16 protein-coding genes are annotated in these 20629 nt (G+C 38.4%); 11 read left to right on the top strand and 5 right to left on the bottom strand.

Features of this window, described 5'->3' with window-relative positions; genetic code table 11:
• From EHR01_RS14310 to EHR01_RS14290, 5 genes are all read right to left on the bottom strand, one after another.
• A complete protein-coding gene (locus EHR01_RS14310; protein ID WP_135695608.1) occupies positions 1-3201 on the bottom strand; it encodes an efflux RND transporter permease subunit in 3201 nt (1066 codons plus the stop codon).
• Positions 3202-3212: 11 nt separating this feature from the next.
• Positions 3213-4397, bottom strand: coding sequence for an efflux RND transporter periplasmic adaptor subunit (locus EHR01_RS14305; protein ID WP_244310127.1), 1185 nt, complete (start codon positions 4395-4397; stop codon positions 3213-3215).
• 29 nt (positions 4398-4426) lie between these two features.
• The gene (locus EHR01_RS14300; RefSeq protein WP_135695607.1) at positions 4427-4765 is read right to left on the bottom strand and encodes a hypothetical protein; all 339 of its coding nucleotides are present in this window, start codon (positions 4763-4765) and stop codon (positions 4427-4429) included.
• A 137-nt stretch (positions 4766-4902) separates the two neighbouring features.
• Positions 4903-6531 (bottom strand): alpha-glucosidase, encoded by a 1629-nt coding sequence (locus EHR01_RS14295; protein ID WP_135695605.1) that lies wholly within the window; start codon positions 6529-6531, stop codon positions 4903-4905.
• A gap of 1 nt (position 6532) precedes the next feature.
• Positions 6533-9085 (bottom strand): [protein-PII] uridylyltransferase family protein, encoded by a 2553-nt coding sequence (locus tag EHR01_RS14290; RefSeq protein ID WP_135695603.1) that lies wholly within the window; start codon positions 9083-9085, stop codon positions 6533-6535.
• A gap of 38 nt (positions 9086-9123) precedes the next feature.
• On the opposite strand from EHR01_RS14290, the gene EHR01_RS14285 reads away from it, so the two are divergent.
• The 11 genes from EHR01_RS14285 (at position 9124) to EHR01_RS14235 (ending at position 20620) form a co-directional block, all read left to right on the top strand.
• On the top strand, positions 9124-9615 hold the full coding sequence (locus tag EHR01_RS14285) for a hypothetical protein (RefSeq protein WP_135695601.1): 492 nt from the start codon (positions 9124-9126) through the stop codon (positions 9613-9615).
• A 138-nt stretch (positions 9616-9753) separates the two neighbouring features.
• On the top strand, positions 9754-10917 hold the full coding sequence (locus tag EHR01_RS14280) for a glycoside hydrolase family 172 protein (protein ID WP_341867000.1): 1164 nt from the start codon (positions 9754-9756) through the stop codon (positions 10915-10917).
• Positions 10910-11827 (top strand): sensor domain-containing diguanylate cyclase, encoded by a 918-nt coding sequence (locus tag EHR01_RS14275; protein WP_135695598.1) that lies wholly within the window; start codon positions 10910-10912, stop codon positions 11825-11827. The genes EHR01_RS14280 and EHR01_RS14275 overlap by 8 nt, the downstream gene beginning before the upstream one ends.
• 146 nt (positions 11828-11973) lie before the next feature.
• Positions 11974-13005, top strand: coding sequence for a heat-inducible transcriptional repressor HrcA (gene hrcA, locus EHR01_RS14270; protein ID WP_100743742.1), 1032 nt, complete (start codon positions 11974-11976; stop codon positions 13003-13005).
• Positions 13006-13016: 11 nt separating this feature from the next.
• Positions 13017-13589 (top strand): nucleotide exchange factor GrpE, encoded by a 573-nt coding sequence (gene grpE, locus EHR01_RS14265; RefSeq protein WP_135695596.1) that lies wholly within the window; start codon positions 13017-13019, stop codon positions 13587-13589.
• A 22-nt stretch (positions 13590-13611) separates the two neighbouring features.
• Positions 13612-15546 (top strand): molecular chaperone DnaK, encoded by a 1935-nt coding sequence (gene dnaK, locus EHR01_RS14260; protein WP_135572886.1) that lies wholly within the window; start codon positions 13612-13614, stop codon positions 15544-15546.
• 22 nt (positions 15547-15568) lie between these two features.
• Positions 15569-16693, top strand: coding sequence for a molecular chaperone DnaJ (gene dnaJ, locus EHR01_RS14255; protein ID WP_135695594.1), 1125 nt, complete (start codon positions 15569-15571; stop codon positions 16691-16693).
• 24 nt (positions 16694-16717) lie between these two features.
• Positions 16718-17680, top strand: a complete 963-nt coding sequence (locus EHR01_RS14250; protein WP_135695592.1) for a Gfo/Idh/MocA family protein — start codon at positions 16718-16720, stop codon at positions 17678-17680.
• A gap of 8 nt (positions 17681-17688) precedes the next feature.
• The gene (locus EHR01_RS14245; RefSeq protein ID WP_208721787.1) at positions 17689-18246 is read left to right on the top strand and encodes a YqgE/AlgH family protein; all 558 of its coding nucleotides are present in this window, start codon (positions 17689-17691) and stop codon (positions 18244-18246) included.
• Between the two features lie 21 nt (positions 18247-18267).
• Entirely contained in the window at positions 18268-19017 is a 750-nt protein-coding gene (locus EHR01_RS14240) for an SDR family NAD(P)-dependent oxidoreductase (protein ID WP_135695588.1), read from the top strand.
• A 178-nt stretch (positions 19018-19195) separates the two neighbouring features.
• Entirely contained in the window at positions 19196-20620 is a 1425-nt protein-coding gene (locus EHR01_RS14235) for a circularly permuted type 2 ATP-grasp protein (RefSeq protein ID WP_135695586.1), read from the top strand.
• Positions 20621-20629: the final 9 nt, after the last annotated feature.

Here is a 20629-nt window from a genome sequence, read left to right as displayed (position 1 = left end):
TTATTTTTTTCCTCCTTTTATCTTTTTTCTTTCTTTCTCAGAAGTGATGTAACTTGATTCGGATTCCGAGAGGGGCATATTGTCTTCGCGATAGATTAAAGTTTTTCCTTTAGCAATGTTTGCAAAGATGATGTATAATCCTGGAACAATTACGACACCAAAGATAGTTCCAAAGACCATTCCACCTAACGCACAAGCACCGATTGTATGATTCGCAATAGCACCGGGGCCAGTTGCGAAAACAAGAGGTAACAAACCTGCAACAAAGGCAAATGATGTCATAAGGATGGGTCGGAATCTCGCTTTTGCACCTTCGATTGCAGCTTCAAAAACACTTAAACCTGCTTCTTGTCTTTGCCTTGCAAATTCAACAATCAATACTGCGTTCTTTCCTAGGAGGCCGATTAACATAATCATTCCGATTTGTGCATAGATATCGTTGGCAAGACCTAACAATTTTAATAAAAAGAATGTTCCAAAAATTCCTGGCGGAAGAGAAAGAATCACAGAAAAGGGAATAATAAAACTTTCGTATTGGGCTGAAAGCACTAGATACACAAAAACAATTACCGCTAAAAAGATAAATATGGCTTCGTTCCCTCTTGCAGCTTCGTCATAAGATAAACCTTCCCAACCAACTTCAAAACCTGAAGGAAGATTTTTGGAAGCTTCTCGGATTGCTTGGATGGCATCACCTGTTGTATAACCTTCGTTAGGTAAAACATTAATTACTGATGATGTATAAGCATTGTATCTAGTGATTTCATTAGCTCCTTGTTTTTGTTCCAACGATAAAAATGCTGAATAAGGAACCATTTCTCCTTTATCATTTGGGGTAAAAAGTTTTAAAATATCAGAAGGTAATCTTCTGAACTCTGGTAGGGATTGAACATAAACTTTAAAAAACTGGTTGAAGCGAATGAATCCTTGTTCATAGGTACTACCAACGAGGATATCCAAATTGTCCATTGCTTCACCAATGTTGACACCTTTTTGCATGGCAAGTTTTCGATCTAGTTTTACTTCGAGTTGTGGAAACTTAGCAGAATAAAAGGAGAACAAACCTGTTAATTCTTCTCTTTTTCTAAGTTCACTCATAAACTCTTCATGAACCTTGTCAAATGCAGTATAATCACCGCTATTTGTTTTATCCAATAAACGAAACATAACACCACCAGCAGCACCAAATCCTGGTACGGCGGGAGGTTCGAAGAATTCAATAATAGCACCAAAGTTTTTTGTGTTATGTTCGAGTTCTTCCATAACATCATGAACAGAGTTTTTTCTGTCTGACCAATCTTTTAAACTAATCAGACAAGTTCCAGCATTGGAACCTTCTCCTTCCGTTAGAATTTCATAACCAGCAAGAGAAGCTACCGATTCGACACCTTCAATTTTTAAAGCAACTTCTTGTAATTTGCGTGCGACATCATTTGTTTTTTCAATGGTTGATCCCGGAGGAGTTTGTATGACAGCGTAAATCATACCTTGGTCTTCGCCGGGAACAAAACCTGCTGGAACGATTTGTGTTAGTAACAAAAAACCAACCGTAAAACTAAGCAGGATGGATATGATAAAAACTTTTGACCCCGAAAAACGATGCATCAAGTTTACATATTTTTCTGTTAGTTGATCAAAATAATAATTGAACTTATTTAAGAATATATCAATTGGATTGTGTGTTTTTTTATTATGAACATGGGGTTTTAGAATCATTGCGGTTAACACTGGTGTGAGTGTTAAAGCTACAAATCCTGACAATACAATTGAAGTTGCCATTGTTATCGCAAATTGTCGATAGAATACTCCGACTGGCCCTGGTAAAAATGTAACAGGAACAAAAACGGCTGTCATCAAAAGTGTGATGGCAATGACCGCTCCACTAATTTCACCCAAAACACTTTTTACTGATAAGTAAACGCTCAAATGTTCTTCTGACATTTTTGCATGGACTGCTTCGACAACAACGATGGCATCATCTACGACAATTCCGATCGCTAGAACCATTGCAAAGAGTGTAATTAAATTAATAGTGAGACCTAATGCCATCATAAATGAAAAGGCACCTATCAATGACACTGGAACAGCGATAATTGGAATGAGAGTGGAACGCCAGTCTCCGAGAAAAATAAAAACTACAATGGCAACAAGTACAAATGCTTCTACAAGAGTATGGATTACCTTTTCAATCGCTGCATCAATAAAACTTGAGACATCGTAACTGAGTTTGTAATCCATTTGAGGAGGAAATGTTTTTTTAAGTTCTTCTAACTTTGATTTGATGTCCTCGATAACTTCTTTTGCATTACTTCCTTCAGTTTGTTTAAACATAATGGCTGCTGCTGGATGGCCATCAACATCGGAGTAAATATTATAAAACTCACTATCAAGTTCTACTTTAGAAATATCTTTTAAATATAAAACTTCACCACCTGTTTTGGCTCGAATGATAATGTTCTCATACTGGCCAGGTTCGTTGTACCAACCTTCATAGGTGAGAGTGTATTCTAGTGATTGAGCTTGTTTTCCAGAACTTTGTCCAAGTCTGCCTGGTCTTGCAATGATACTTTGGTTTTCAATAGATTTCATCACTTCGGCAGTGGTTACATTGTATGCGCGCATTCGATCAGGATTTAACCAAACACGCATTGCATATTGCCTAGTTCCAAGTATCTTTGCTTGTCCAATTCCATGAATCCGTTTTAGTTCAGGTAGCAAAAAAACTGTAGCGTAGTTATAGAGAAATTTTTCACTCGCATTTGGATCTTTGCTATATAGGTTTACGTACATCAACATACTTGGTTGTACAGGTTGTACAAAAATTCCTTCTAGCCGAACTAACTCAGGAACTCGATACATCATTTGATCTACTCTTGTTTTTACTTGTACTAAGGCATCATTTGGGTTGGTACCAGGATCAAATAAGACTTGTATGATGGCATCACCAGAACTTGTAGATGATGAAATCATGTAGCGCATACCTGCAACACCATTGATAGCTTGTTCAAGAGTAGTAATTGTTGATTGCACTAATACTTGTGCACTCGCACCGGGAAAAGATAAAGTAATGGTAACCCTTGGTGGAGCAATTTCCGGGAATTGTGATACAGGAATATTTTTAATAGAAATTAGTCCTACAAATACAATTAGTACGGATAAGACGATAGCAAGAACTGGTCTTTGGAGAAATTTAGTAAACATAAATGGTTCTCCTAATGTGCAGCTAAATCAAAACTTTTCAGAATTTTTTCACGAGATTCCACTTTGTATTTAATTACATCATCATCATGAACTTTTCCTAGTCCTTCTAAAAGAATGATATCGTTCTCTGTTATTCCTGAATCCACTACGAATAAATGAGGTATTTCATTTGCGATTTTGATCTCAGTGGCTTTGATTTTACCTTTAAGATTTACTATATAAACATAGTGTTTGTCCAAAACTTCAAAGGTTGCTTTTTGAGGAATGATCAATGCGTCATTTAATTTTTCATGAACTACTACATTACCAGTTTCACCGTGGCGCAAAAGTCGATCTGGGTTTGGGAATGTGGCTCGAAATGGTATTGTTCCTGTTTCGCTATCGAATTCTCCTTCGATAGTATCAGCGACACCTTCGTATTTGAAAAGTTGGTTATTCGCCATTAAGAATTTTACTTTTAATGGTTTATCACCTGATTTCCTATCACTTGTAAAATTTAGATAATCTTTCTCGGATACATTAAAGTAGACCCAAAGTTTAGAGATATCAGAGATCGTTGTTAAAAGTGTTCCTTCTTCTACCAAACTTCCCAGACGGACTTGAAAACGGTCGGTAATTCCAGTAAAAGGAGCAGTGACAGTTGCTAAATTGAGATGAATTTGTGCTAAATCCATCGTTGCTTTATTTTTTTTCAATCTAGCTTTAATTAATGATAACTCCGTTTGCGAAACCACGTTTTCCTTAAAAAGTTTTTCTGTATTTTCATACTCGATGGAAGTTGATTCATACTCAGCTTTTGCTTTTTCATATTGTGCATTCACAAGCATAGGCATTACTTGAAATAGTTTTTGTCCTTTTTTGACAACTTTTCCTTCATCCATATAGATGTTGGTTAAGTAACCTTTTTCAAAAGCCCTTACTTCAATGCGTTGAATAGCTTTTACCTGAGCTACATAATTTTTTTCTATCGTTACATCTTGTTTCCAAGGATAAGCAGCTGTTAAGGAATTTTTTTCTTCGTGGTTGCCGGAATGACAGTTTACTAGAATAAAATTTAATAAGAATATACTAATGAAAAATATAGAAAATTTGCGAAATTGCGAGCTCATATGCTCAAAATGAAATTCCATGGTGTCCTCACTTTGCAAACGTAATGTTACAAAAAATGATTTTGATCTAAGATCATCAGGCTGCATAGGTATGCTGCCATTAAAGTGAAAAGATGTTAGATGGAATGGACGGGAGGAGCGCGGTTCTTTGGCTTTTCTAGACTTTCAATTGAAACAGGTTCTAGAGAACCGAAAACAATCATTTCTGAGAAAAAATCAATGGGGAGTGGGAAGTAAGAAGATAAAGCAGAATGAATTTGATTCTGGTGAATAAAATCTAACTTTGCTTCTTCTTCGCTTGGTTCAGAGATACTGTTAACAACACAGTTTAAATCATATAAACTCGATGGATTATATGATTTTGTTTGAACGTTAGAAGTAAAACTAGCCGGGTATCCTTCAGTGTTAGTACTGATGAATATAAGTGAGAATAGTATGATTGCTAATCTACTCATGACAGTTTTTTTCATTCCCCGAACCATCTACTGCCAGGCAATTCCCGAAAGGAGAATTGTCAACAGATTAAAACAATTCTAAATTTGTTCCAAATATTAGAAGAGAATTTGTTCGCTTTGTTATTAAAAAAAAATTTTTATTTCGCAAAAATTACAGCTTCATTTGGGAACAAAACTAAACCACCGAGGTCCAACTCTTTTTCTAATTCAAAAGAGGAAGATCGATTTGCAGAACTAAATAGAATTTCACCTAGAATCCATTTTCGCGGGTAAGATACATTGACGGGCTTTGAAGAAAAGTTCAAAAATATATATGTCTCTTCTTTACCATCTCTTCTCCTGTAATAGAGCGCCTGTTTATCGGGACTTAGAAAAATTTTTAACTTTCCTTTTCTTAAAGACTTTCTATCTTTCCGTAATTGGATTAGTTTTTTATAAGTATAAAACAGCGAATTGGGATCTTCTTTTTGAGATTCTACATTGAGTGTTTGCGCATCCTCATACAATGGCAACCATGGTTTACCTGTCGTAAAACCAGTTGTGTTGGTTCCATCCCAAGGCATAGGAATTCGTTCTGGATCGCGACCAGGATGGAAAGGCCAATAACGTTTTCCTACTGGGTCTTGGATTTTATTGTAAGGAACTTTTTGGCGTTTCATTCCAATTTCTTCGCCATAATAAAGAAAAGGTGTTCCTCGAAGAGTTAACATCATACAGGCGGCCAACTGGGCTCTTGCGATTGTGTCGGTTCCTTTTTCATATCTTGTGATATGTCGTGGAAAATCATGATTGGATAAGGTGTAGTTTGGCCAATTGTCTTCTCCAAGTGCAGATTCAAAATCTTTTACAATTTGATAGAATCGTTCTGCTTTCCAAGGAGAGAAAAGAAACATAAAATTAAATGCTAAGTGTAATTCGTCATTACGGCCACAGTATGTTGCTGGTAGGAGAACGTTTCCTGGAAAATCTTGCATGATCTCACCAACAAACATACGTTTTTCGGAATACGAATCCAAAAGTTTACGCATCCGACGAAGAATTCCATGCATTTCGGGACGATCACGATCGTAAGCATGGACTTGTTTGTCGTATGGTCTTGGCCCTTTCATAAAATATGAGGCATTGTTTCTTAAGAATTCATCTTTCACATATAAGTTGACTACATCCAATCGGAATCCGTCGACTCCCATATCCAACCAATACTTCATCATTTTAAATATAGCATCTTCTACATCGGGGTTTCGCCAATTGAGATCTGGTTGTTCTTTTAAAAAGGAATGGAAATAATATTCTCCAGTTCGTTTGTCATATTCCCATCCAGAACCACCAAAAGCACCTAACCAATTATTTGGTGGACCATTGTGTTTTGGTTCTTTCCAGATGTACCAATCTCTTTTGGGACTATTGACGGAAGATCTGGATTCAATAAACCAAGGATGCAGATGAGAAGTATGATTGACAACAAGGTCCATGATGATCCGAATTCCACGTTTGTGAGCTTCTTTTAACAACCGTTTGAAGGTTTGAGTGTCACCATAAACAGGATCAATTTCTTCATAATCAGAAATATCATAACCAAAATCAAACATTGGAGAAGGGCATACAGGAGATAACCAAATGGCATCAATACCAAGAGAATCCTTGGATCCTGCAAGATAATCCAATCGTTGAATGATTCCTTCTAAATCTCCAATTCCATCGCCATTGGAATCTTGGAAACTACGTGGATAAATTTGATAGATGACTGCTTCTTTCCACCATGCCATATTAAAAATTAATCTCCATGATTCCTTGGTTTTCTTTGACTCTTGCCACCGAAAGGATTCTTTCTTTGATTGCTAAGAGTAATCCTGTATCTTCAATTTTTCTACCATTTTTAGTTTGAATGTGGAATGAGTCATAAGCAAAATCCGCACTGGTTGAGATCCTAACAAAAATGACTTCTAATTCAAAGTCGAGTAATGTTTTAAGAATTCGATACACAAGACCAATGGAATCAGGAACTCTAACTTCTAAAACGGAATAAGACTCAGAAATATCATTAGCAAATTTTACTAGTTCTTCCACCATTCCATCGGGAATTTGTGGAAGGGTTTTCCAAATATTGGTAGTGGATGCTAAATCTTCGATATTGGTTTTTCCTTCGATACATTCGGTTAAAGTAGATTCAATATCGGCAATTTGTTGTTCAGCAATTTCGCCGCTACCATATTCGTCCGTAATTTGTGCCTGTAAGATGAGTTGGTCTTCTTCTGTTCGAAAGAGTCTTAATCCCACCAAACTAAGTCCTAATGAGGATATAGTTCCTGAAAGATAAAGTAACATTTGTTTATCGGGTTTTGCAAAAAGAGATAAAGTTACAAAAGCAGGTTCTCTTTCGGTAATCATACGAAAAGGTAATCCAGAGTTTTGCCATTCATAAAGTAAACTGAAGTGTTGGAAAACACGTCTAGGAGTATTGTAATTTAGATAGGAAGAAGGTCTAATTTTCATTCCAAAGGTTACAATTCGTTCCGCTTCTTCTGCGTTAAGACCTTCTTTTTCGATTAAATAAGTTTCTAAAGTGGTTTCGATCCGTTCTTGGGTGTCAGTTAGATTTTCTTTTTTTTGTAGATAAGTGAGTGTGGAAGTAAAGAGGAAATGTAAAATTTCTTTTTTCCAATTGGTGAGAATCCCTTGGCCCACTGATTTTGTATCAATGATGGTAAGAACATATAAAAGTCTAAGAGTGTTTTCATTAGAAAATTGTTTTGCGAAGGAAGAAATGAGTTTTGGATCGTAAATGTCTCGTTTGGAAGATAACTCAGACATTACAATATGTTCGGCGACAAGGAAACGTAAGAGCTCGGTATCCTCTTCTGACAACCGGAAACGTTCTGCAATGATGAGAGCAAGCTCCGCACCATATTGGCTATGGTCTCCTTCTTTTACTTTTCCCGCATCATGGATGAGAATGGCCAGTGCCAAAATTTCAATTTTTTCACAAACGTTGAATACATCTTGAACCTGTCTATCTTCCCATAAGTCAGCAATGAGAACGTCCAGCTCTCTTAAGATCAAAAGTGTATGTTCATCGACAGTGTATTGGTGGTGGTAACTGAATAGAGGAAAGTTTGTACAGGCTCCAAATTCAGGAATGAGTTTTCCGAGTATATTACATTCATGCATCAAAGTGAGCGTATGTCCAATTCGATTTTTTTTTCGTAACATTTCAAGGAAAGTATCCAAAACAGATTTTTGATTTTTGAAATCATCATCTAAGAAGTGTGATGCGAATCGAATTTGATTTAAATCGATACGAGAAGGTTCTTCTTGGTTACTTTGTGACTCTGCAAAAAATTGAATGATGTCATCATACAAACTGTCAGGATTGGAAAGTTCTTTTTGAATTCGTTTTTTGTTGAAATTGGTTTTTTCGTCTAAATAAGTTCCAATATAAAAATACACATCCTTTTGTGCTTTGTAAAATTGGCTCATAAATGCTTCGAGAGTTTTGATTTCGTTTCTTGCACCAAATCCTAAAAACTCAGCAACTTCAGGTTGGAGTCCTAAATCCAGCCTATCATTTTTTCGGCCACTGATGATATGAAGTGCAGACCTTGTTAATAGCAAAAAATCATAAGCAGACAATAGAGTTAAACTATCACCTATCAAATAAAAATCAAAAATGCCACCATCAGCTGAATCCGCCAGAGGATTGGTTTTTTCAATCCAATACATATGTTGGATATCACGAAGTCCTAATGGATCTGTTTTGATATTAGGTTCAGAAAGTAAAATTGGATTATAAGAATTGATGATTCTTTCTCTAAGATAAGAGAGTTTCCATTCATTAAAAACTTTGATGGTTTTCTCTGGGATTTTTGCTAAAAATTCTGATTTGTATTTTTGAAATAGGATCTCTGAACCTACAAGAAATCGGGAATCAAGAACTGCATGAAAGGTTTCGATTTGGTCTAGATACAAAAATGATTCTTTGATCGTACGACAAGAATGTCCTACTTCCTTTTCATTGTTGTATAAGAATGTATTAATTTTTGAAATAATTTCACCGAGGATTTTTTCAGATAATTTTCCATCGTGAAGATAAAGGATGTCAATGTCGGAGTAGGGAGCAAGTTCCCTGCGACCATATCCACCCACTGCAATGAGACAAAGATGGTCTTTTAATGGGATTCCAGCCGATACCTCGTTGAAAAGAGTTCGAATGGACTCGTCGACAAGATTACTCAACTGGCGTGTGAACAATCGACCGGAAGCAACTGTTTTGGCTTTTGGAAATGTCCGTTGCAGTTTTGCCTTGAGTTCTGATTTCATCATGTTAAGATGGGTTTCCTACCTTATTGGACAACTTTAACATGAATCCGAAGATTAAAATCACAATTCAGTTTATTTTCAGCCATCTTTCCGCTTATCTATTGGTATCAGTCCCTTATTTTCAGTTAGTAATGAAAGAATATTATGAGGGAGAAAACGCTGTATTCCCATTGTTTCTCATTACGGCAAGTGATGGTGCGGCTTGGTCAAGAGCGATGTTTTGGTTGTTTCCGGCACTTATTTTGCAAGCCATCTTAATGGTGAGTTTTGTAATTCTAATTTGGGATTGGTTTCGAACTCAAAGTTTCGGCAAACAGATGTTTGTATTGATTTGGATGAGGACCATGCTTGGAGGTTTTGCTGCCATCTCTCCTGCTGTTGGAAGTTTGGAAGGAATGGTGTTTTTGATTCCAGAGGTATCCATTTCCATTCATTTATATGTAGTTTTCGAAATCTTTTTGCAATCAGTTGTACAGGCAGGGATTTTTTTGATATTAGTGAATCGCGGGAAAACTAATACAAGAACTGGCTAAGGCCATAGGGAAAATAGAATTAAATTTTAAAACTTCAAATAATAAATTAAATTGAGATCTTGTTTTATGCACATTCGTAATTTTCAAATTCCAATTGTTTTGAATCCAAACTTGTTTGGTTTCACAAATAAAAAAATAATGATTCTCTTTTTTGGAATTTTTTACCTTTCCGCTTATCCTTTGTTTGCTGATGGATGGGAGTCTTCTCTTTGGAAAGAGAAATCCTATCGTAACCAAAGAGTATCGAGTGCAGACCCCACAAATGGAAACGATGATTTTATTAAAATTACAAAGAAAAAAACAGTTACCATTGCTGAAATTAAATCTAGGGGAGTGATCAAACATATTTGGATGACACTTGCCAGTAAAGATCCAATGGCCAGAAAAAATGCAGTGATTCGTATCTATTGGGACAATCATCCACATGCTTCCGTAGAAGTTCCGTTAGGTGAATTTTTTGGACAAGGTTGGGGCGAAGAATACATCATGAATTCGGCGCCACTTGTAGCAGCACCCAAAAAAGGAAAGTCAATGAATTCCTACTTCCCAATGCCGTTTGAATCGGGGGCAAGGATAGAAATTGAAAATGAATCTGAGGAAGATATTAGTAATTTTTATTTTTATATTGATTATGAAGAATGGAAAGAACCTTTAAATTCTAATTTACGTTTCCATGCACAATGGAGTCGAAACGTTACAAAATCGAACACAACCAATGGGAAAGAAAACGAATGGGGACTTCTTGGAGAAACAGAAAAAACCGTTTTTAAAAAAGAAAATTACTTCTCGGTTCTCGAAACTGAAGGCAAAGGCCAGTTTGTTGGTCTCAATTTGTATGTAGATTCGCCCACTCCACTTTGGTATGGAGAAGGAGATGATTTGATTTTCATTGATGGGAATCAAACAGAAGCCAATCTAAAGGGAACAGGAACGGAAGATGTTTTTAACACAGCTTGGTCACCGAAAGAAATCTTTATGCATCCTTATTTCGGATATCCACGAGTATCTGATTCTGTTGGTTGGTTAGGCAGAACTCATTTGTATCGGTTTTGGGTGGAATCCCCCATTCGTTTTGAAAAAAATTTCCTATTCTTATTAGAGCATGGGCATGCAAATTCCTTGACCTTAGATTTAATCGCTGTTGCCTATTGGTATCAAGGTCTGAATCCAAAACCAATGAAGGATTTGCCGAAAAAGGATTCTCGGTCGAACAAACCCGAGATTAATTTTCGTCATATCCACAAGTGGCGGGATTCATTCCGAAGCGAAAAAGGTTATGGGGAAATTTGGGGAAATGAATGAGATTAATACGGATGTGTTTGTTAGAGAAATTGTTTCTCAATCAATCGATGCAATTGTCGTTTTAGATACGAATAATAAAATACTATTTAGCAATTTAGCATTACAATCGTTAACTGGTTATTCCAAAGAAGAATTAGAAGAAAAAACTTTTTCTTTTCTCTTTCCTCCGAATGAAAAGGGGGAACAAAACACGATCGAAACATTTGTTAGTTCCAAAGATTCGCATTATATTGCTGGATTTTTAAAAGAGTTGGAACTTGTCACCAAACCAAAAGGTACCATCCCTGTGGAGATTCGGGCCTTTACCATTCGCAACGAAACCCAAATGTTCTATGCTGCCATCATTCGAGATGTTCGCGAACGTAGGCGTCTAGAAGAACAAAAGAATGTTCTCATCAATAGTTTGAAACGTTTGGCTTATATGGATGAACTCACCATGTTGCCAAATCGTCGTTCCTTTTCGGAAAGTTTGCAAAAAACCGTCGCCACGGTCAAACGCCGCAACCGGGAATCCGTACTCGCTGTTCTCGACATCGATCATTTCAAAGTCATCAACGATACCTACGGGCACGATATCGGGGATTTGGTTCTCAAAAAAATGGCCAATATCTTTCTGGATTGCCTTAGGGAAGAAGACACTGTAGGAAGGATTGGGGGAGAAGAGTTTGGTTGTATCCTCCCCGACACAACTACAGAAGGGGCAACCATAGTCCTTGACCGCCTGCGGGAATCGGTAGAAAACCACCGTTTTTTCATCTTTGATAACTATTATCTCAACATCACTCTGAGCATTGGGTACACCAAGGTGCATCCCATCCAAAAGCCAGAAGAGATTTTGAAATTGGCTGACATTGCCCTCTACCAAGCCAAGAACCACGGTCGTAACCAGATCCAAGTTTACCCTGTGTGACATAATTTTAGCAGATCCTAATAAACTCTGCTAAAATTCCAGGCTCTAGTCTTCTTCCTGCTTGACGAAAAAATCCCAAATCCATAAACTTTAAGCATAGTTTAGCACTCTAATCATCAGAGTGCTAAAGGAAGTGCCAGAAGGATATGGATCTATCCCCTAGACATCGATCTATTTTAAAAGCCTTGGTTGAGGAATTTGTATCGGATAACAAACCGGTCGGATCCAAAACCCTTTCTGAAAAATACGATATCGGTGTTTCCCCTGCCACCATCCGCTCTTGTTTGGCGGAACTGGAGGAGATGGGTTTCATCGTGGCAAGGCATACTTCAGGTGGGCGAGTTCCGACAGAACGGGGTTACCGGTTGTATGTGGATAGTTTGGTGACTTTGTTTGAGCTAACCATGCGTGAAAAACAAAGGATCCAGGAAGAGTATCTTCGGATGCAATTTCGTTTGGACCAAGTTCTCATTGCCACATCCAAAGTTTTGGCCTCCCTTTCGCAATCAGCGAGTGTGGTTCTTGGCCCAGAAGGGTCACTGGATACACTCAAACATATTGAACTCATCCATGTAAATGGTGGAGAAGTTCTTATGATTCTTGTGATGCGGTCAGGTACGGTGCTCAATCGAAATATATTTTTCGATTACCATATCTCACAAGAAACCTTGTACCAAATTTCAAGGTATTTGAATGATAACGTCAAAGGTTTTGATGTTCATGAAATTCAAAGTAATCTGATCCCTCAGATGATGATGAAAAAGGAAGGTCCAGAAGGATTTTCCCAATTTGCTCCATCAATTGCGAGAGCAATGGGATCGGACAGTTTGTCCGTTGATAACTTGTATATCGATGGATTAAAAAATTTATACGAAAACTTTAAGGATGAAGAGGAACAATTAGAAAACATCCTGCATCTGTTTGATGAAAAACAGTTCCTCAAAGAGTTTTTTAGCGATTATGTTCCGATGGATGGAGTTTATACCATTATCGGAAAAGACGGTAATGAGAAGTTAGGTGGTGTTACCATCATTACAACCAATTACCGAATGGGAGAAAAGAGGATTGGTTCCATGGGAATCATTGGTCCTCAGAGGATGAATTACAACAAAGCATTACCTTTGATTGAATTCACTTCAAAGTTAGTTTCAGAAATGATTACGAAATTGAGTAGATAGTAGGAGGAAAAATGGCAGAAGAAACAAACGGATCCGTTGATGAACAAAATGTGTCAGTCGAAGAAGGGCAGGCCATTACGGATGAAGCCATTGAACAAGCGGTAGAGGGTGCTGAAAAAGAACTCGATAACGCCAAAAAGGAAATCGAAACTTTAAAAGATTCTTGGTTAAGAGAACGTGCGGAGTTTCAAAACTACAAACGTAGAACCGCAAACGACTTGTTAAATGCAAGAAAGGAATCCATCAAAAAGTTCGCGGAAGGACTCACAGGAGCTCTGGACAACTTGGAACGAGTATCCAATGTTCCTAACCAAACTCCGGAAGTGGTAGCTTTCGTAGAAGGAATCAAGATGGTTCAAAAGGAATTTTATTCCGTATTGGAAAAAGAAGGAATCAAACGTTTAGATCCGAAAGGAATGCCGTTTGATCCTATGCTTATGGAAGCAATTGCTTCTGAGGAAAGTGCAGAGTTTTCGGAGGAGACGGTTGTGGAAACTTACCAAGCTGGTTATTACCATGAAGAAGGTGAGAACAAACAATCCATTCGCCCTGCACGTGTGAAAGTGGGAAAACCACAAAGTTAATATTAGTAAGAAGGAGAAGACTATGTCTAAGGAAAAAATTATAGGTATCGATTTAGGAACCACTAACTCTTGTGTGGCGGTTATGGAAGGTGGAGATCCTGTTGTCATTCAAAACTCAGAAGGGGCAAGAACCACTCCTTCGATTGTTGCCTTTACCGCAAAGGGTGAAACCATTGTGGGCCAGTTCGCAAAGAACCAGGCAATTACGAATGCAGTAAACACAATCCGTTCTGCGAAACGTTTTATCGGTCGTCGTTTTAACGAAGCTGGTGACGAATCCAAGATGGTATCTTACAAAGTGATCCGTGCTGGAAATGATGGTGTGAAATTTGAAACCGTTTCTGGTGAATTCACTCCACAAGAAATTGCAGCACGTGTTCTTCAAAAAATGAAGAAAACTGCGGAAGACTTTCTTGGCCATGAAGTAAAAAAAGCAGTAGTAACTGTTCCTGCTTACTTCAATGACGAACAAAGACAAGCAACAAAAGACGCAGGTCGCATTGCTGGTCTCGAAGTAGAACGTATCATCAATGAACCAACTGCAGCAGCTCTTGCTTATGGTTTTGATAAGAAAAAAACTAGCGCAAAGATCGCCGTATACGACTTAGGTGGTGGAACTTTTGACGTTTCTATCCTAGAACTTGGTGACGGAGTTTTTGAAGTAAAATCCACAAATGGGGACACTCATCTTGGTGGTGACGACTTTGATAACGTAGTTATGCAGTGGATGATCGATGAATTCAAAAAACAAACTGGAATTGATATTTCTGGAGATAAAAACACAGTACAACGATTGAAAGAAGCTGCCGAAAAAGCTAAAATCGAGTTGTCTGGAACATCTTCCACTCAAATCAACCTTCCATTCATCACAGCGGATGCTTCTGGTCCAAAACATTTGGATATGACTCTCACTAAAGCAAAGTTTGATGAAATCACAAGATCTCTTGTAGAAAGAACTCGTATTCCATGTATCAATGCATTAAAAGATGCAGGTCTTTCTGCTAGTGAAATTGATGAAGTCATCCTTGTGGGTGGATCGATTCGTATCCCTGCGGTGCAAGCTCTTGTAAAAGAAATTTTTGGTAAAGAACCAAACAAATCTGTAAACCCGGATGAAGTGGTAGCCGTTGGTGCTGCGATCCAAGGGGGAGTTCTTGCGGGTGATGTAACAGATGTATTGTTACTCGATGTAACTCCACTTTCTCTTGGGATTGAAACTCTCGGTGGTGTGATGACAAAACTCATCGAAAGAAACACAACCATTCCTACAAGAAAGTCACAAGTGTTCTCTACTGCGGCAGACAGCCAAACTACGGTTTCGGTTCATGTATTACAAGGGGAACGTGAGATGGCAAGTGCCAATAGAACCCTCGGTCGTTTTGACTTAGTGGGAATTCCATCGGCACCAAGAGGAGTACCTCAAATCGAAGTGACTTTTGATATCGACGCAAACGGTATTGTTCATGTATCTGCGAAAGATTTAGGAACAGGAAAAGAACAAAAGATTCGTATTGAATCTTCTTCCGGACTCTCTGAAGAAGAAATCAAAAAGATGGTTAAGGATGCAGAAGCTCATGCGGAAGAAGATAAAAAACTTCGCGAAGCTGCTGATACTAAAAACGAATTGGAAGCCATTGTTTACCAATTAGAAAAAACTATCGGTGAATCTGCTGACAAACTCGACGAATCAGAAAAACAAAGAGCACAGGACGAAATCAAACGCGGCCGTGAAGCTATGGAATCTGGTGATGTGGAAAGAATGAAAGCTTCTCGTGATTCCATCCAAGAAGTCGCAATGCAAATTGGACAAAAGATTTATTCACAAGCTGGCCCGGAAGCAGGAGCTCCTGGTGCTGACCAAGCGGGTGCTGCTGGTCAAGGTGCAAGTGAATCTTCTGCTGGTGGCGAAAAGGTCGTTGATGCGGATTACACCGTAGTTGATGAAGATAAAAAATAAATAGAGAAAAAGAAGTAAAACTATGAGCGACCGTGGTTACTACGAAGTATTAGGCGTTTCGAAAGGTGCCTCTGATGATGAGATCAAGAGCGCCTATCGTAAGTTAGCCATCAAGTATCACCCTGATAAAAATAAGGGTGATAAAGAAGCGGAAGAAAAATTCAAAGAGGCTACAGAAGCCTATGAAGTGTTACGTGACGCACAAAAACGTGCAGCCTATGATCAATACGGCAAAGCAGGCGTAAATGCTGGAGCCGGTGGTGGATACGGAGCAGGAGCTTATACAGACTTCTCCGATATCTTTGGCGACTTCGGTGATATCTTCAGTGAATTTTTCGGAGGCGGAGGTGGTGGTAGCCGCGGTGGTGGAAGAAGGTCCGGTCCTCAAAGGGGATCGGATCTCCGTTATAATTTAGAAGTTAGTTTAGAAGATGCCGCTCTTGGAAAAGAATATAAAATTGAAATTCCAAGACTTGAAACCTGTGTGGATTGTTCCGGTTCAGGTGCGTCAAAAGGATCTTCGCCTACCGTTTGTCCTGATTGTTCGGGAACAGGCCAAGTGCGTAGAACCCAAGGTTTTTTTAGTGTAACAACCACTTGCCCTCGTTGTAAAGGAAAAGGAAAAGTCATTTCCAATCCTTGTAAAACTTGTAAAGGCGAGGGCCTAACAGAGAAAAGACGAACCATTCATATTAAAATTCCTGCCGGTGTTGAATCCGGTAGCAGACTCAAAGTTTCTGGTGAAGGAGAGTCTGGCCCGAACGGTGGACCAAGTGGGGATTTGTATGTAGTCACACATATCAAAAAACACCCAACCTTTGAACGCCAAGGGAATGATTTAATTGTTCAAAAAACGATTTCATTGTCTATGGCTTGTCTTGGTGGTGAGATTGAAGTGCCTTCTATTGATGGAAAGACCATCAACTTAAAAATTCCAGAAGGAACAGAGAGTGGACAAATCTTCCGATTGAAAGGACATGGAATTCCTTACCTTGGTTCTTATGGAAAAGGGGACCAACACGTAATCATTAAAGTCGAAATTCCTAAGAAACTTTCTAAAAAACAGAGAGAACTGATGGAAGAATTTGCCCGTGAGTCCGGCGAAAAGGTCGGCAGTGGCGGAAAATCTAAGTTGTTTTTCCGCTGAACTTTTGGAGGATTGAGAGCATCTATGGATAAAAAAGTCCGACTCGGAGTCATCGGTACTGGTCATATGGGCCAATACCACGTAAACGTTGCGAAACAGCTTTCTGATGCTGAACTCATTGGAATATTTGATGCTAACTTGGAACGTGCCACTCAAATTGCTGAGAAACACAAAACAAAAGCGTTTCCAACTGTGGAAGAATTGTTAAAGGAAACGGATGCCATCGTCATCGCAGCACCAACTTTCCTTCATCACAAGATCGCAAAACAGGCGTTAACCGAAAAGAAACATGTTTTGGTAGAAAAACCAATTTCACAAACTGTGGAAGAAGCAAAAGAACTTGTGGCTTTAGCAAAACAAAACAATTTGATTTTGCAAGTAGGTCACGTCGAAAGATTCAATGGAGCGGTATTAGAGCTCGGGAAAATTGCCGAACATCCACTTCTCATTGAATCCAGAAGGATTGCTCCTTACAATAGTCGCATCACTGATGTGGGTGTGGTTTTGGATATGATGATCCATGATATCGACATCGTTCTAAACTTGGTCAAATCAGAAGTGACGAAAGTCAAAGCAGTGGGATCTTCTATTGTTTCCAATCATGAAGATGTGGCTAGTGTGGTTCTTACCTTTGCCAATGGATGTGTGGCTTCCCTAAATGCATCGCGTGCTTCCCAAGCAAAAATTAGAACTCTCAATATTTCTCAAAAAGATTCTTATGTATTTTTAGATTTTACCAACCAAGAAATTGAGTTACATAGACAAGCAAGTTCAACCACTCAACTCGGAACTGGAGAAATCAAATACAGACAAGAATCCATTGTAGAAAAAATCTTTGTTCACAAAGACAATCCACTCAAACAGGAACATGAACACTTCGTAAAATGTATCAAAGGAGAATCCGAACCTATGGTGAAGGGTGATTCTGATATTAAGACATTAGAAGTGGCATATAAAATCCTGGAAGAAATTCACGGAAAGAAATAATGACAGAAATGCCTGATTCAACTCGCGGAAAGTTACTCATTTCCAATTCCAGTGTGATTCAGGATTTTTTTCACAAATCCGTTGTCCTCATGGTGGACCATGACGATGACGGAGCATTTGGTCTGGTTTTAAACAAACCCACCGACCAAACGATGGAATCATTAATCAAAAATCTTCCAGATACCGCTTATTCCAACAAACAAGTGTTTTCTGGTGGACCAGTGGACAATATGTTCGTTTCGATCCTGCATAATGGGAAACAAACTGAAGATCCTGGTGTGGAAATTGTGCCGGGCATTTATATGGCACGTAGTTTTGATACAATGATTGAAGTTCTTTCTTCTGATCAAATTCAATTTCGTGTTTTGCAAGGATATGCAGGTTGGTCTTCTGGCCAATTAGAAAGCGAATTTGAAAGATTGTCTTGGGTTGTGTCTGATTTGGTAGATGAATCAATCGTTTTTAATGAAGACGATTCTGAAGTTGTTTGGAGAGAAGCCCTTCGTAGCAAAGGTGGAATCTACAAATACTTTGTTGACCACACAAAAGATCCATCCCTCAATTGATTCAAACATAGAATCACTCATATGAGACTTTCATCCAAAAAGATAGTGCTTTCTTCTGGTTCCTCTCCTTTAGGAAAGGAACTGTTGCCGCTACTGCTAGCGGAAGGTGCACTGGTTGTCGTTGGTGATTCAAATCCGGAAGAAATTCCAAACCATCCGAATCTTCAAAAATATAAAATTGATCCATCCAAACCCGAACAAATGGAACGTTTGATTGAATCTGCAATTGAAACCTTAGATAAAATTGATGTTTTCATTTTAAACTCAGAACAGATCACGTATGCGGAAGATGAAAAAGAAGATTGGAACAGGTTAAAAATTTTATTCAATGCAAACACTTTAGCACCCATTCACACCATACAACGATTAACCAATTTAATTTCTGTAGGTCTCCACATCATCGTTGTTAGTTCTGATTTAACAAAAGTTCCCACACCAGGATTTGGTCTTTATGGATCTTCCAAATCTGCTTTGGATTATTTTTGGGATTCCTTTCGAGGACAGATGGGAAGAGAGTTCCGATTTTCACGGGTCATTGCGATGGAACCAAAACTTTCGAATGGAAACCGACTGGCAAATCGGGTTTTGCAATCGGTCCTCCGTCCAAAAAAACGTCGGTACGAACATTTTTACCAATTGGGAAATCGGTTTTTATTAAAATTTTTACCTTTTTTAAGTTTTTTCCGAACCTTAGCCTATGCTTTTCGATTAAAACAGGAGAAAAAGAAGAAAATTTCCCAAGTTGATTTGCAAACTTCCTCCGAAAATTAGTCATTTCGTACACATTATAAACACTCACAATCCTTCTCTTCTCCCTCTGCTTAATTTATAAACAGAAATTCGGATCCTCTTTTCTAACTTATGTCTGATGGGGAGGAGATCCATCCTTTCGGGTCATTTCTTCCATTTGGTACAAATATTGCTAACTAAGTAAGCAGAGGGTACCCCTATGTTTATTGCCGACTATAGTGCCAAAAATATATACGATGAGATGTTTTCCAGCGAGGGTTTTCCTCGCAAAAGTTACGACTTTGTAAAAACGAAAATGGAAAGTTTGGGTGGGATCGAACTTGTAAAACGTAGTAGTTCGGCAGAGAGAGCGCTCATGTCGCTTGGGATCACCTTTACTCTGTATGGTGATGGTGGAGAACAAGAACGAATTATGCCATTTGATGTGATTCCTCGTATTGTTCCAAGTGAAGAATGGATCACTATGGAAAAAGGACTGAAACAAAGAATTCAAGCTCTCAATTTATTTTTAACAGATATTTACGGTGAAGGAAAAATTTTAAAAGATAAAATCATTCCTCGGGAATTGATTGAATCGAGTTCTGGATACCTCAAGCAGTGTATCGGAATCAAACCTCCCAAAGATATTTGGATTCATATTACCGGAACAGATTTGGTTCGAGATGGTGCAGGCGCCTTTCATGTGTTAGAAGATAATTTGCGTTGTCCGTCTGGCGTTTCGTATGTATTGGAAAATCGTGAAGTGATGAAACGAACCTTTCCTGAACTTTTTGAAAAGTTAAATATCCGCCAAGTATACGATTATCCTTACCACCTAAGATCCATGTTAGAAAATCTAACGGATGTTGTTGATCCGGTGATTGCCGTTTGGACTCCAGGAGTGTTTAATTCAGCTTATTATGAGCATAGTTTTTTGGCACAAAAGATGGGTGTGTATCTTGTAGAAGGATCCGATCTTATCGTTGAAAATCATAAAGTTTATATGAAAACGACCAAAGGCCTTCGTAAGGTAGATGTGATTTACCGAAGGATCGATGATACCTTTATGGACCAGTCAAGTTTCAGGCCAGACTCTTTACTTGGTGTAAAAGGAATTTTTGAGGCTTTCAAAAGAGGCAATGTAGCTCTTGCCAATGCTCCAGGAACCGGTGTTGCGGATGATAAAGTAATTTATTCTTACGTTCCTAAGATCATTAAATACTACTTAGGTGAAGATCCGATCATTCCTAATGTTCCTACTTATCTATGTTCTGAAGAAGCCGACTTAAAATTTGTTTTGGATAATATTCATAATTTGGTGGTAAAAGCTGCTAACGGTGCCGGTGGTTACGGAATGATCATTGGCCCTAAAGCAAGCAAACAAGAACAAGAGGATTTTAAAGAACTGATCAAAGCGGATCCAAGAAACTACATTGCTCAACCAGTTTTAAATCTATCTACCGTTCCTACTCTCATTGCAGATAAAATTGAATCCCGGCACGTTGATTTAAGACCGTTTATTTTGTACGGAAAGGATATATACGTAATGCCTGGTGGATTAACTCGCGTTGCACTTCGTAAAGGATCACTTGTGGTCAATTCATCCCAGGGAGGCGGTTCAAAAGACACCTGGGTTCTAGGATAAAGGTGTTTT

Source organism: Leptospira mtsangambouensis (assembly GCF_004770475.1).
GTDB lineage: Bacteria > Spirochaetota > Leptospiria > Leptospirales > Leptospiraceae > Leptospira_A > Leptospira_A mtsangambouensis.
Note: the sequence above shows the minus strand (reverse complement) of the source record. Positions and strands in the feature narration are given on the sequence as shown.